An 11,852-nucleotide genomic window follows, 5' to 3' on the forward strand; every position below is an offset into this window, starting at 1 on the left:
TGGAAAAAGTGGGGTGGCAGAACGGCTTCATTCCTTGGCCGGTGACTGGATGCCCAGGGTTGCCCCTAGAATTTCGTCCCAATCCGCTGGCAAATGCGAGTGGCTCAACCCTTCAGCTTCGCGTAGCGTTCCGCCACGAAATCCCAGTTCACCACGTTCCACCACGCGGCGAGATAATCGGCACGCCGGTTCTGATATTTGAGATAGTAGGCGTGTTCCCAGACATCCACGCCGAGCAGCGGTTGATGCCAGGAGCGCAAGGGAGTGTCCTGGTTGGGGGTGGACTCAATCTTCAACTTTCCCCTATCTAACACGAGCCACGCCCAGCCGCCGCCGAATTGTCCGAGTGCGGCCTTGTTGAAATTGTCCTTGAAGGCGCTGAAGCTGCCAAAGTTCGTGTCAATCGCCTTGGCCAGATCGCTTTTGGGTTCACCGCCGCCGCCTTTTTTCATCAGTTGCCAGAACAGGGAGTGATTGTAGTGGCCGCCGCCGTTATTGCGGATGGCGGCGCGGATGTTTTCGGGAGCGTCGCTCAGATCGCTGAGGAGGTTTTCGAGGCTGACCAGTTTATTGTGAGGCATTTGCTCCACGGCTTTGTTCAAATTATCCACGTACGCCTTGTGATGGCGGTCGTGGTGAATCTCCATGGTGCGGGCGTCAAGGTGCGGTTCGAGCGCGTCGAGTGCATAGGGCAGCGGGGGCAGCTCAAAGGGGCGGGCCAACGCGGAGTCCGTTTGAGCGAGGACGCTTGGAGTGGCGGCGGCGGCGACCGTTGCCAGCGCGGTGGTTTTTAGAGCTTCGCGTCGAGTCATCATGATCGGTTTGCGTTTGGTAATAAACTTCGGTCGGATAGGCTCGGTGTGGCTATCCCTCTTGATGCACTTCAAGGTAAAGCGCGGCAATATGTTTTCCGAGCGCTTCCCAATCAGCGGCGGTGGTCTCCCAGCCGCTGCTGAAGCGCAACACTTGCGTGAGTTGCCCGGCTTGATAACCCATCGCACTGAGCACATGGGAAGGCGTTTCCTTGCCGGTAGTGCAGGCGGATCCGGTGCTGACGGCGAATCCGGCCTTATCAAGGCGCGTGACCCACCGTTGCTGACCGCCTTCGGGCATCAGCGCCGAGGTGGTGTTCCACAGGCGCGGGGCGCGCAAGCCGACAACGGTTGAACCGCGCACCTGCCGCAACAACAGCTTTTCAAATTTCTCCTTCCACTCGGCGCGGGTCTGATGTTGGTTCTCCGCCAGTTGTCGTTCGCGCGCTTCCAGAGCCGCCATCATGGCCAGAATGATGGGCAGATTTTCCGTGCCCGCGCGTTGCCCGCGCTCTTGTTTGCCCCCGAGTAACAGCGGCGTCATTTTGCTCCCGCGCGGAACTTTGAGAAAGCCAACGCCGCGTGGTCCGCCAAACTTGTGTCCCGCTCCAGTGACATAATCGCATTGCCCCAAATCCTTGGCCGGCATTTTGCCGAGCCATTGCACCGCATCGGTGAAGAACGGCACTGCGTACGCCTGGCAAATGGAGAGAATTTCCCGCCACGGCTGGATCACCCCGGTTTCGTTGTTGGCGCACATCACGCTGACGACACCGGGTCGTCGGTCGGCCATTTCCTGCGTGAACCATTCCAGGTCCACCACGCCATCCGGAGTGACCGGAATGAAGCGGGCGCGTGCGCCGAAATAGTGGCGCGCGGAATTATCAATGCACGGATGCTCGATGGGGCTGAGCCAGATCTCGGCCTCGCGCGGGAGCGTTTGCGCAAAATGGTGCATGGCCATGTTGTTCGATTCCGTGGCGCAACTGGTCCAGATGATGTCGCTGGGGTGACAGCCGAGGTAATGCGCCAGTTTCTCGCGGGCGGCAACCAGGGCCTTGTTCGCTGCCAGTCCAAACGCGTGCGGACTGGAAGGATTACCGTGAATCTTCTCGGTGGCTTCGAGCCAGGCCTCGCGGGCCTCGCGCATGACCGGCGCGGTGGCGTTGTAATCAAAATAAAACATCGCCGGGTAGGATATAAAGGAACGGGCAACTGGCCAGAGTTTTTAGGTCCAGGTCCGACATTTTGCCAAGGGGCTGGTCGGGGCTTGAGAACTCACGAATAAAAACGGAAGCGGTCAAAGATCAGATTTTATCTTTGCCAGTTCTGGCTTCAGTGATCGTTTGCAGAATTTTCCGGTGGGCGCTGGTGAAGGCGAGGCGATGGAGTTCAGCCAGTGTGCGCCATTCGCCTGCGGGTGCGGCTTTCCGAGCCGATGCGTTCGCGCGCCAGGCTTCCAATGTGATGCGGTAGCGCGTGATGGAATGTTTGATCACGCAGAACGATTTTTTCGAGGTGATGCGAAAATCCGTTTGCCGGTAGGGCGCATCAATCTGTCGCGCCCCGTTTGGGGTGTGTGTGGTTGCGGTGCGTCCGGAGCGACGCGTCCCCCGTTTGCGGGTTTCGACTTCGGCGTTTGGAAATTCCCAAAGGTGAGCGTTCACCACTCCGGCGGGCCGTTGGCGGATGAGGAATTTGCCGTCGTGCTCGACGACGAAGGCGATGAAACGGCGTTCGGTGGCGGCTTCGCGTTTGTCGAGATTGGGGAGTTGGTCTTGGAGATTTTCTTTTTGCGCAACGCAGAGTTTTTGAACCGGGCAGGCGGCACAGTTTGGTGAACGTGGCGTGCAGATGAGCGCGCCGAGTTCCATCAGAGACTGATTCAGGAAGGAGCAGGAGTTTGCTTCGGATGGCGTTTGACCGTCATGGACTGCGGTGGCAGAGCGCAGCGGCGACACCGCTTTCGGTTGGCGGCGTGCGTGGTCAAAGCGGCGTGGCGCTTCGCTTCCCGCCGCAGTCCACGACGCGTTGGCAGGGGCCGCGAGTGTCTTCGCCTGATTGACCAATTCCTCCGCGAGTTGCCAGAGTTGGGCGTTGGTTTTTTTGTCGCGCGGATTTTCGCGGATGCCGTAAAGACGCGTCAGCACGCGAATAACATTGCCGTCGAGAATGGGCGCGGGTTGATTGAAGGCGATGCTGCAAATTGCGCCCGTCGTGTAACGTCCGATGCCGGGCAGCGCGAGAACGGCGTCGAAGGTTTGCGGAAATTTGCCGCCGTGCTCTGCGATGATTTGCTGTGCGGCCTTCTGCATGTTGCGGACGCGGGTGTAGTAGCCGAGACCTTCCCAAAGCTTATGGATTTTGTCCGCGCTCGCGTGGGCGAGGCTTTCGATGGTCGGCAACTCGCGCAGCCAGCGCTCCCAATACGGGATGACGGTTTTCACCTGCGTTTGTTGCAGCATGATTTCGGAAACCCAGATGGCGTAGGGATCGCGCGTGCGTCGCCACGGCAGGTCGCGAGCATTCGTGGCGAACCAGTCGAGCAGCCGAGTGACCAACCGTCGAGATTGGGAATCAGGAGAGGTCGGCTTCTTACAATTATTTTGGCGAAGCAAAAGCGTGCGTTGGTTTTTGAAGCTCATCCAGTGTTTCAAAACGGTCCTTGACAACAGCAGTATTTTAGCGGCTCATGATCCGCATAATCGAGAAGGAAAACCAATTAGTCAGGACCGTTTAACAACTTTGCATCATGAAAAGTATCCGTTTCACGTTGACCCCGGTAATTACACTCGTGCTGGCGCTGCTAACGACTGCGGTTTACGCGCAGAATTCGTGGACGAACCGTTACAGTGGAGCCGGGCAGAATTTGGATGGCGCCACCGCCATGGCGGTGGATAACGACGGTAATGTTTTGGTAACGGGAATGTCGTGGAGTGACAGCAGCAGTTTTGATTACGCGACGATCAAGTATTCCAATGCCGGAGTGCCGTTGTGGACGAACCGTTACAACGGCCCGGGTAACTCCTCCGATGTCGCCATGGCCATTGCGGTGGACAGCGGCGGCAATGTGTTTGTGACGGGACGATCGGAGGGCGCTGGTAGTTCCGATGACTTTGCCACCATCAAGTACTCCAGCACGGGAACACCGGTTTGGACGAATCGTTACAATGGGCCAGGCAATGGCACTGATACGGCTACGGCCATTGCCGTTGATAACCAGGGTAATGTCTTCGTGACCGGGTATTCGGTTGGAGTCGGCATCATCTCGGATTACCTGACGATCAAGTATTCCAATGCCGGAGCGGTCTTGTGGATGAAACGTTCCGACGAACTGAGCATTGGTAACGCCTCGGCCATGGCTTTGGCCGTGGATGATGCGGGCAACGTGTTCGTCACCGGATACGCCCGCGCGGGTGGGCCTGCGCATGATTACATGACGCTCAAATATTCCAGCACGGGCGCCTTGCTGTGGACCAATCGTTACAACGGCCCCGGAAACGGTTCGGATATGCCCAGCGCCATCGCGGTGGATCATAGCGGGAATGTGCTGGTGACGGGTTATTCCAAGGGAGGCGGCACGGGTCAAGATTTTGCAACGATCAAGTATTCCAATGCCGGAATACCTTTGTGGACGAATCGTTATAACGGGCCGGGAAACTATGACGACGGGGCCATGGCTTTAGCGGTGGATCGCAACGACAACGTCATTGTCGCGGGGTATTCGTTTGATATTGTCAGTATGGATGATTACGCGACGGTCAAGTATTCCAACGGCGGTGTGCCGTTGTGGACCAACCGGTACAGCGGACCGGGAGACAATTACGACCGGGCCAATGCGATCGCAGTGGATGTTAATGACAATGTGTACGTGACGGGAAGTTCATGGGGCAGTGCCGCTGAATTTGAATACGCCACCCTCAAGTATTCCAGCGCGGGGGCAATCCTGGCAACGCACCTATACCGCGGACCAGGAAACGCGGACAACCAAGCTGCCGCCATTGCGGTGGATAGCAGTGGTAACGTGTTTGTGACGGGAAGCTCCTCTGGCAATCGGAGCGGTCAGGATTACGCGACCATCAAATATGCGGCAGCGCCGCTTCCGCCTGTCACCCTGCTGAAAAATCCACAAGTAAGCGCCGGCCAATTCTCATTTATCCTTAGCGCGGAGGTGGGTGGGCAGTTTGCCCTTCAAGTTTCCACCAACCTTGTGAATTGGGGCGTGGTTCGCCAAGTAACCATTCCCGCCAGCGGCAGCACGAATATTGTGGAACCGCTGTCGTCCGGAGCCGGGCAAAAGTATTACCGCGCCCAGCGGCAATAAGTGCGAGACAATGCGCAAGGCAACTCGCGAGCATTGGCGGCGAACCAATCCAGCAAAAGCGGAACGAGTCGCCGGGTTTTGGAGACAGGATTGACAAGATTTTCAGGATTATTCTTCTGGCGCGGCTTCCGGTGTTGAATCCTGTTCATTCTGTTCATCCTGTTTCAAGTCCGTTTGGGTTCGGAAATTTTGTGAACCACGAAATACACGAAGTTCGCAAAAAGGGAATGGCGAAAAATCGGTAGTGGCGGTCCGTCATTAACCTTCCGGAACGGCGAGATCGAATTTTGCAAGAAATTCGTCTGGCGTAAGAACGGGCAGTTCGCCGGTGGAGAAATCGGACTTGTTGCGGGTAGCGATCACGTTGATACCACCCTCCGTCTTCGCGGTGAAATGCTGAATGGCATCCTCAAAATCCTTGAAGTCTGATGATAATGCAGACTGGATTTCTGCCTCACCCACAGCGGAGACGCGGACGAGCAGTTTGAGCTTGGCGAGCAACGCCAGCGTAGCGGCGTGTCCTTTTGGTTTTCGGAGAATGTAATAAAGGTTGCTGAACGACAGCGATGAAACGCAAACCGTTAGCTTGCCGAGTTCAGCCAGGGCGAGAATCCGATGGGCGTATTCGGCGAAGGGTTGACGGTCAGCCAGGTGATCCAGCGCGACATCGGTGTCCAGGAAGATTTTATCCTTGGAGGCCATGCTCCTTCTGCAATTCGTCCGCCAAGGCGGCGGGCGCGGTGAAATCCGCAGGCAGCTTGACCGCGCCGCGCAACGCATCCGTCACCGGGGTTCTGCCCGTGCAGCTCTCCTGCCAGTTTCGGGCCATCACGCGCAATTGCTGCGCGACAATTTCCGGCAGCGTAGTGTGCCGCGCCTTGGCCTCCAGTTCCGCTGATTGCAGAACATCCGAATCCAATTGAATAGTCAGTGTCGCGCTCATGGCGGGAAAGGTAGCCGGTCTTACGCCCAACGACAAGCGCGCAAAGTACCGCTCCTCGAAGAAGGTTCAATTTTTGCGTTCAAAAATGGCGAACCACGAAATACACGAAGAAAGGGCTGCAAGCTCGGAAGATGATAGCCCAAGGCAAGCGCTGCATTGCCTTGGGGCAACGGACAAAATGAATCCAAGCTCTGAAAGAGCGGCTGAAAAATCCAACGCAAAGGTTCGCGGAAGAAGGTTTCAACCACTGATGCAGAAAAGATATTTATGTGGGTCTGACAAATTGAGCGTCTATGGCGCTAAACTTATTTCCGCAATTTCCAAAACTTGAATACCCGCGTCTTTATAGCGTGCAAAACGGTCAGTTCCGTTCCAATCGGCGGGCATTTTGCTGGTAAGACCGCAATTCTTAAGAGTTTTCCGATGTTCTTGCTTGGTTAGTTCAACCCTTATATGCCAGTCCGCTATAATTTTCTGCAATATGTCACGGTTCAAATTTTCATTATTAGCACGGTTGAGTATGTGTTTACAGATGACGGCAACCGGAATTGCATGGTCATACTCGCTCATCCCCGGTTCTGCCGATTTGCTTCGCGCTACGACTGGTGCTTGGATACGCCGCACCGCAGCCCGAAGAAGTCGGATTGTGATGGATTCTGCTATGCGCCCACATTTGAAGCCCTCGACCAGCCAGAGAATAGCGTCGAGGAGACCTAATTCTAACTCGAGAGGCGTTAATTTTTTCATAGCTGTGTCTTTACGTCTGTCTATATTTCAAGCGTGACCTGCTGTGTCCATACAGCAAACCTACCCTATTTTGCGCTAGCTTTGCCGATACCCCAGCGGATGGTGATGCCGGATTAAAGTTAGCGTGCTTCATGCCAGTGGTTCGCGGATGACTTCCTGTCCGTGTAATTCCTCTTCCGAGAGTTCGCGGTTGGCTTCCAGCACCATGACGGCGGCTTCGGCGAGGTTGGCGCGCGCTTCTTCCAGGGTCGCGCCTTGAGTGTTCGCGCCCGGCAATTCCTCGACAAAGGCCGCGTAACCTTCGGGAAACTTCCGAAACACGGCGGCAAGTTTCAGTTTCATGCCATTGACTTTGCTCGCGTGATAACTGTTTGTCCAGTCCGGTGGTGACGTAATTTCGCGCGCCGGACGCGAAGGCGGCGAAGGTTTTTAACGCCAAGCTACCAAGCCGCCAGGATTTCTCGGCTCTGCGCCTTTGCATCTTGGCGTCTTTGCGTTTGGTTTGGAATATGCCGCTCCGACGGAGCTTTTGGTTTTTGGGACGGGGGTTTCTACAAATATGCCGCGCCCACGGCGCTGTCGGTTTGAGCTTATTTAGGTCGGTTGTAGCGAGTGAGGAGAAAACTTTTGTGTCTTTTGCGCTGCTTTGCGGCTATTAAATCGGCGGCGTGAAACCACTGACGAGTTACACTTGCAAGCTGACGGAGGAACAGGCGGCGGCGCTGAAGGCGTGTCTGGACGCGCGGCATTTCACGCCGCGCGAAGTGCCGTACGCGCGGTTCGCGGGGGAGAAGGAAAAAACCAACGTGGTGTTTTACGAGAGCGGCAAGCTGGTGGTGCAAGGGAAGGGGACGCAGGAGTTCATTGAGTTCGTGCTCGAGCCGGAGGTATTGAAACAGGCGAAGCTCGGCTACGAGGCGGTATTGAATCCCGAGTTGTTGTTGCCGCGCATTGGCGTGGATGAAAGCGGCAAGGGCGATTTCTTTGGGCCGTTATGCATCGCGGGTGTTTATGTGAATGAAGCGGTGTTGACCGCGTGGAAGGACGCGGGGGTGCGCGATTCAAAAAATATTTCCAGCGACAAAAAAATTTCCGAGCTGGCGAAGCTCATCAAGGACACGCCCGGCTGCGTGACGACGGTGGTGCCGATTGGCAACGAGGCTTACAATCGGTTGCACGCAAAGATGGGCAGCGTGAACGCGGTGCTGGCGTGGGGGCACGCGCGGGTGATCGAGAATTTGATGGGCCAGCGACATCGCATGAATCCGCCGCCGGTGCGGGCGATCAGCGACCAATTCGCTTCCAGCAAAAAAGTGGTGGAGCAGGCCCTGATGCGTTTGGGGCGGGAATTGGAATTGGTGCAACGGCACAAGGCGGAAGAGGATTTGGCGGTGGCGGCGGCCTCGATTCTGGCGCGCGACGAGTTTGTGAAACGACTGGCGGCGTTGGGCAAGGAGTTTGAAGTGGTCTTGCCGAAGGGCGCGGGACCGAAAGTGGATGCGGTGGCGCAGGAGCTATTCGCTCATCGCGGCATCGTGGCCTTGCAAAAGGTGGGCAAGCTGCATTTCCGGACGGCATTGCGGGCGCAGGGATTGCCGGAGCCACCGAAGGCCGAATGGCGACGATGATCCGCTGCGGTGAGTTGTAGCGGCTGCGGAAAAAATCCGCCGTGCGGGAGCGGAGGGCGTTTTTGGATTTGGGGAATTTTGAAGTTTGAATGGCGGTGTAACCGATATTCTATAAATAACTTGCAGCGGTGGAGCGGATCAGCGGACGGCGTTAAAAATTCTTAAATCGTTAGTTGACACTTTTTTGCAGGTTTTCTATTTTGCCTCCCGTCTTAGAGCCGTAATCGAGACAAAGTTACCAAAACTCTCCGGTTTTCTTCGCAAGAAAAATGGTGTGAGGTTGGCTTTTTGTCGTTTTACGCATCAGGATGACAGATAAGTTCGGGACGCCCATGTAGCTCAGTTGGTAGAGCACGTCCTTGGTAAGGACGAGGTCATCAGTTCAATCCTGATCATGGGCTCCATGGAGAACGAGTGATTTAAGTTTAGTGACGCACTTAACAAAACGCTAAAGAGAACATAACGAACGCAGGAGAATAAAATGGCAAAAGAACAATTTCAACGCACCAAACCGCACGTAAACGTGGGGACGATCGGCCACGTTGACCATGGCAAGTCCACGCTGACCGCAGCCATCGTTGCCGTGCAAAACCGCAAGGGCATGGCGCCGCCAATTTCCTACGCCGATATTACCAAGGGCGGAACGGTTCGTGACGAAACCAAGACGGTGACCATTGCGGTATCACACGTCGAATACGAAAGCCCGAAGCGTCACTACGCGCATGTGGATTGTCCCGGTCACGCGGACTACGTGAAGAACATGATCACGGGCGCGGCGCAGATGGACGGCGCGATTCTCGTGGTGAGCGCGGCGGATGGTCCGATGCCGCAGACGCGCGAACACATTTTGCTGGCGCGTCAGGTCGGAGTGCCGAGCATGGTGGTGTTTTTGAACAAGGTTGACCTGGCTGATGCCGACTTGTTGGAGCTCGTGGAAATGGAAATTCGCGATCTGCTCACCAAGTATGGTTTCCCGGGCGACAAAACGCCGATTATTCGCGGTTCCGCCACAGCGGCGCTCGCGGGCCAGCCCGAGGGTGAAAAAGCCATTGGCGAATTGCTTGACGCGCTCGACAGCTTCATTCCTGATCCGGTACGCGAAGTGGACAAACCGTTCCTGATGTGTGTTGAAGACGTGTTCAATATTGAAGGTCGCGGCACGGTGGTGACCGGTCGCGTGGAGCGCGGCGTTCTCAAGAAGATGGACGAAGTTGAAATCGTCGGTTTGCGCGATACTCGCAAGACGGTGGCGACCGATATTGAAATGTTCCGCAAGCTGCTCGATAGCGCGACGGCCGGCGATAACGTCGGAGTGTTGTTGCGCGGTACGAAGAAGGAAGAAGTTGAGCGCGGCATGGTGTTGGCCAAGCCGGGTTCAATCACGCCGCACACGAAGTTCAAGGCGGAAGTGTACGTCCTCTCCAAAGATGAAGGTGGCCGGCACACGCCGTTCTTCACCAATTACCGTCCGCAGTTCTATTTCCGCACGTCAGACGTGACCGGAACGTTGAATCTGCCGCAGGGCGTGGAAATGGTGATGCCGGGCGACAATGTGTCGGTGGATGTCGAGCTGCAGAAAGCCGTGGCCATGGAGAAAGGTCAACGCTTCGCCATTCGCGAAGGTGGCCGAACCATCGGGGCGGGTCGTATCAGCGAAGTCGTCAAGTAAGCGGAAGTGAGGATTTATTGACGTGGAGGCGACAGGAACGTCTGTCGCCTCCTTTTAGTCCAGTTGAGAGTCCGGTGAATTTGTCGTAGGGCGTTAGCTCAATTGGTAGAGTAGCGGTCTCCAAAACCGTTGGTTGCAGGTTCGACTCCTGCACGCCCTGCCAGACTGAAAGTTGAGGGCCGCGGTGTAATGGGATGTGGGATGCGGCTGGAACGGTCGAACCGACCATCAACTACCGGGGAGAGGTGGCAGAGTGGTCTATCGCGGCGGTCTTGAAAACCGCTGTGGGTTAACACCCACCGGGGGTTCGAATCCCTCCCTCTCCGCCAGTGCCTCGGAGTGAGGAAGACGATGGCGGATGGGAAAAATCGGCTGAGATCAGAATTGATCCGGTCAGAATAGGTTAGAATAAATGAAACAGTTTATCTGGGTCGGCGTACTGGCCATCATTTTTGGGTATCTATGGTGGCGAGGATATATCAAGCGTTTTGCGGCGTATTGGCAGCAAACGGTGGAAGAGTTGAAGAAGTGTGCCTGGCCCAACTGGGATGATCTTTCCGGTTCCACGATCCTCGTCATGGTCGCCACCTTCTTGCTGGCGCTCTTCACCTTTATTGTGGATCAAATATTTTTCGTACTGTTTAAGACCGTTTAAGCGCCATGAAGCCCCAATGGTTTGTCATCCACACGCTTTCCGGCCAGGAACAGAAGGTCAGGGACAGCATCGAGAAGCGCCTCAAAACCGAGGAGATGCAGGAATACATCCACGAAGTCCTGGTGCCGATGGAGAAAGTCGTGGAGGTGCGGAATCAAAAAAAGACCGTCACCACGCGCAAGCTGCATCCGGGTTACGTTTATATCCACATGGTTTTGTTGGATGAGAACCAGCGGGTGATTCCCAAGCCGTTTTATTTCATCAAGGAAACGCAGGGGGCGATCGGGTTCGTAGGCGGTGAACATCCGCACACCGCCACGGACGAGGAGATGGAAACCATCAAGGCGGCTGTTTCCGCCTCGGAAGAGACCGAGCGTCCGAAGATTGCCTTTAACGTGGGCGAAACGATCAAAATCAACAACGGACCGTTCCTCAACTTTAGCGGGGTGATCGAGGAAGTGGATCCGGATCGGGGCAAATTGAAGGTCACGGTGAACATCTTTGGCCGGAACACCCCGGTTGAACTTGAGTATTGGCAGGTGGAGAAAGCCTGATATAATGCGTTCCCTGTCGTCAGGCAACCGGCTCTGAGGCAGCAACGATTTTAGAGTGAATTAAACGTCGGAATTGAAGCTTTTGTATGGCGAAGAAAGTAACTGGAATCATTAAATTGCAAATCCCCGCCGGGCAGGCGAATCCCGCCCCTCCGGTCGGTCCCGCGCTCGGCCAGCACGGGGTGAACATCATGGGATTCTGCAAAGAATTTAACGCGGCCACCAAGGGCGACGCGGGACTGGTGATTCCGGTGGTCATTACGGTTTACCAGGATAAATCTTTCACTTTCATCACCAAGTCTCCTCCCGCCTCGATCTTGCTGAAAAAGGCGGCGGGAATCACGGCCGGCGCCAAAACCACCGGTAAAGAAAAAGTCGGCAAAGTTTCCCGCAAGCAGGTGCTGGACATCGTTAAGATGAAAAAGAACGATATGAATGCAACTTCCGATGAAGCGGCGTTTCGCATCGTTTCCGGCACCGCTCGCAGCATGGGAATTGAAGTTGTTGGATAAACCCTGAA

At 55.7% G+C, this 11,852-nt stretch carries 13 protein-coding genes and 3 tRNA genes; 9 read left to right on the top strand and 7 right to left on the bottom strand.

Features of this window, described 5'->3' with window-relative positions; all coding sequences use genetic code 11:
- Positions 1-104: 104 nt before the first annotated feature.
- The 3 genes from M9920_13360 to M9920_13370 form a co-directional block, all read right to left on the bottom strand.
- Positions 105-815 (bottom strand): superoxide dismutase, encoded by a 711-nt coding sequence (locus M9920_13360; protein MCO5053278.1) that lies wholly within the window; start codon positions 813-815, stop codon positions 105-107.
- 49 nt (positions 816-864) lie between these two features.
- The gene (locus M9920_13365) at positions 865-1,998 is read right to left on the bottom strand and encodes a cysteine desulfurase (GenBank protein ID MCO5053279.1); all 1,134 of its coding nucleotides are present in this window, start codon (positions 1,996-1,998) and stop codon (positions 865-867) included.
- Positions 1,999-2,119: 121 nt separating this feature from the next.
- Positions 2,120-3,373: an A/G-specific adenine glycosylase gene (locus M9920_13370; protein ID MCO5053280.1), complete on the bottom strand. Its 1,254-nt coding sequence runs from the start codon at positions 3,371-3,373 to the stop codon at positions 2,120-2,122.
- Positions 3,374-3,564: 191 nt separating this feature from the next.
- Here M9920_13370 and M9920_13375 point away from each other — a divergent pair, with 191 nt between their 5' ends.
- Complete coding sequence (locus tag M9920_13375) at positions 3,565-5,136, top strand: SBBP repeat-containing protein (protein MCO5053281.1); 1,572 nt, start codon at positions 3,565-3,567, stop codon at positions 5,134-5,136.
- Between the two features lie 258 nt (positions 5,137-5,394).
- Here the strand turns inward: M9920_13375 and M9920_13380 are convergent, their stop codons facing one another.
- From M9920_13380 to M9920_13395, 4 genes are all read right to left on the bottom strand, one after another.
- Positions 5,395-5,838: a PIN domain-containing protein gene (locus M9920_13380; GenBank protein MCO5053282.1), complete on the bottom strand. Its 444-nt coding sequence runs from the start codon at positions 5,836-5,838 to the stop codon at positions 5,395-5,397.
- Entirely contained in the window at positions 5,822-6,079 is a 258-nt protein-coding gene (locus M9920_13385; protein MCO5053283.1) for a DUF6364 family protein, read from the bottom strand. The genes M9920_13380 and M9920_13385 overlap by 17 nt, the downstream gene beginning before the upstream one ends.
- A gap of 291 nt (positions 6,080-6,370) precedes the next feature.
- On the bottom strand, positions 6,371-6,826 hold the full coding sequence (locus M9920_13390) for a hypothetical protein (protein ID MCO5053284.1): 456 nt from the start codon (positions 6,824-6,826) through the stop codon (positions 6,371-6,373).
- A gap of 129 nt (positions 6,827-6,955) precedes the next feature.
- A complete protein-coding gene (locus tag M9920_13395; GenBank protein MCO5053285.1) occupies positions 6,956-7,168 on the bottom strand; it encodes a type II toxin-antitoxin system HicB family antitoxin in 213 nt (70 codons plus the stop codon).
- A 326-nt stretch (positions 7,169-7,494) separates the two neighbouring features.
- On the opposite strand from M9920_13395, the gene rnhC reads away from it, so the two are divergent.
- The 8 genes from rnhC to rplK all read left to right on the top strand — a co-directional run bounded on the left by rnhC (position 7,495) and on the right by rplK (position 11,844).
- A complete protein-coding gene (rnhC, locus tag M9920_13400; GenBank protein ID MCO5053286.1) occupies positions 7,495-8,454 on the top strand; it encodes a ribonuclease HIII in 960 nt (319 codons plus the stop codon).
- A gap of 328 nt (positions 8,455-8,782) precedes the next feature.
- Positions 8,783-8,858 (top strand) — tRNA-Thr (locus M9920_13405).
- A gap of 77 nt (positions 8,859-8,935) precedes the next feature.
- Positions 8,936-10,123 carry an elongation factor Tu gene (gene tuf, locus M9920_13410; GenBank protein ID MCO5053287.1) on the top strand — a complete coding sequence of 396 codons (1,188 nt, stop codon included), beginning with the start codon at positions 8,936-8,938 and terminating at the stop codon, positions 10,121-10,123.
- An 87-nt stretch (positions 10,124-10,210) separates the two neighbouring features.
- A tRNA-Trp gene (locus M9920_13415) sits at positions 10,211-10,286 on the top strand.
- Between the two features lie 76 nt (positions 10,287-10,362).
- A tRNA-Ser gene (locus M9920_13420) sits at positions 10,363-10,452 on the top strand.
- Positions 10,453-10,535: 83 nt separating this feature from the next.
- Positions 10,536-10,778 (top strand): preprotein translocase subunit SecE, encoded by a 243-nt coding sequence (secE, locus tag M9920_13425; GenBank protein MCO5053288.1) that lies wholly within the window; start codon positions 10,536-10,538, stop codon positions 10,776-10,778.
- A gap of 5 nt (positions 10,779-10,783) precedes the next feature.
- Positions 10,784-11,332, top strand: a complete 549-nt coding sequence (gene nusG / locus M9920_13430; GenBank protein ID MCO5053289.1) for a transcription termination/antitermination protein NusG — start codon at positions 10,784-10,786, stop codon at positions 11,330-11,332.
- Positions 11,333-11,418: 86 nt separating this feature from the next.
- Complete coding sequence (gene rplK / locus M9920_13435) at positions 11,419-11,844, top strand: 50S ribosomal protein L11 (GenBank protein ID MCO5053290.1); 426 nt, start codon at positions 11,419-11,421, stop codon at positions 11,842-11,844.
- The last annotated feature ends 8 nt before the right edge of the window (positions 11,845-11,852 follow it).

The sequence above is a fragment of the Verrucomicrobiia bacterium genome, from assembly GCA_023953615.1.
Taxonomy (GTDB): Bacteria; Verrucomicrobiota; Verrucomicrobiia; order Limisphaerales; family JADLHS01; genus JADLHS01.

Excerpts from the sequence above, each read along its gene's own strand:
- M9920_13360 (MCO5053278.1), bottom strand. The coding sequence starts at position 815 with ATGATGACTCGACGCGAAGCTCTAAAAACCACCGCGCTGGCAACGGTC.
- M9920_13365 (MCO5053279.1), bottom strand. The coding sequence starts at position 1,998 with ATGTTTTATTTTGATTACAACGCCACCGCGCCGGTCATGCGCGAGGCC.
- M9920_13375 (MCO5053281.1), top strand. The coding sequence starts at position 3,565 with ATGAAAAGTATCCGTTTCACGTTGACCCCGGTAATTACACTCGTGCTG.
- M9920_13380 (MCO5053282.1), bottom strand. The coding sequence starts at position 5,838 with ATGGCCTCCAAGGATAAAATCTTCCTGGACACCGATGTCGCGCTGGAT.
- M9920_13385 (MCO5053283.1), bottom strand. The coding sequence starts at position 6,079 with ATGAGCGCGACACTGACTATTCAATTGGATTCGGATGTTCTGCAATCA.
- M9920_13390 (MCO5053284.1), bottom strand. The coding sequence starts at position 6,826 with ATGAAAAAATTAACGCCTCTCGAGTTAGAATTAGGTCTCCTCGACGCT.
- M9920_13395 (MCO5053285.1), bottom strand. The coding sequence starts at position 7,168 with ATGAAACTGAAACTTGCCGCCGTGTTTCGGAAGTTTCCCGAAGGTTAC.
- tuf (MCO5053287.1), top strand. The coding sequence starts at position 8,936 with ATGGCAAAAGAACAATTTCAACGCACCAAACCGCACGTAAACGTGGGG.
- secE (MCO5053288.1), top strand. The coding sequence starts at position 10,536 with ATGAAACAGTTTATCTGGGTCGGCGTACTGGCCATCATTTTTGGGTAT.
- nusG (MCO5053289.1), top strand. The coding sequence starts at position 10,784 with ATGAAGCCCCAATGGTTTGTCATCCACACGCTTTCCGGCCAGGAACAG.
- rplK (MCO5053290.1), top strand. The coding sequence starts at position 11,419 with ATGGCGAAGAAAGTAACTGGAATCATTAAATTGCAAATCCCCGCCGGG.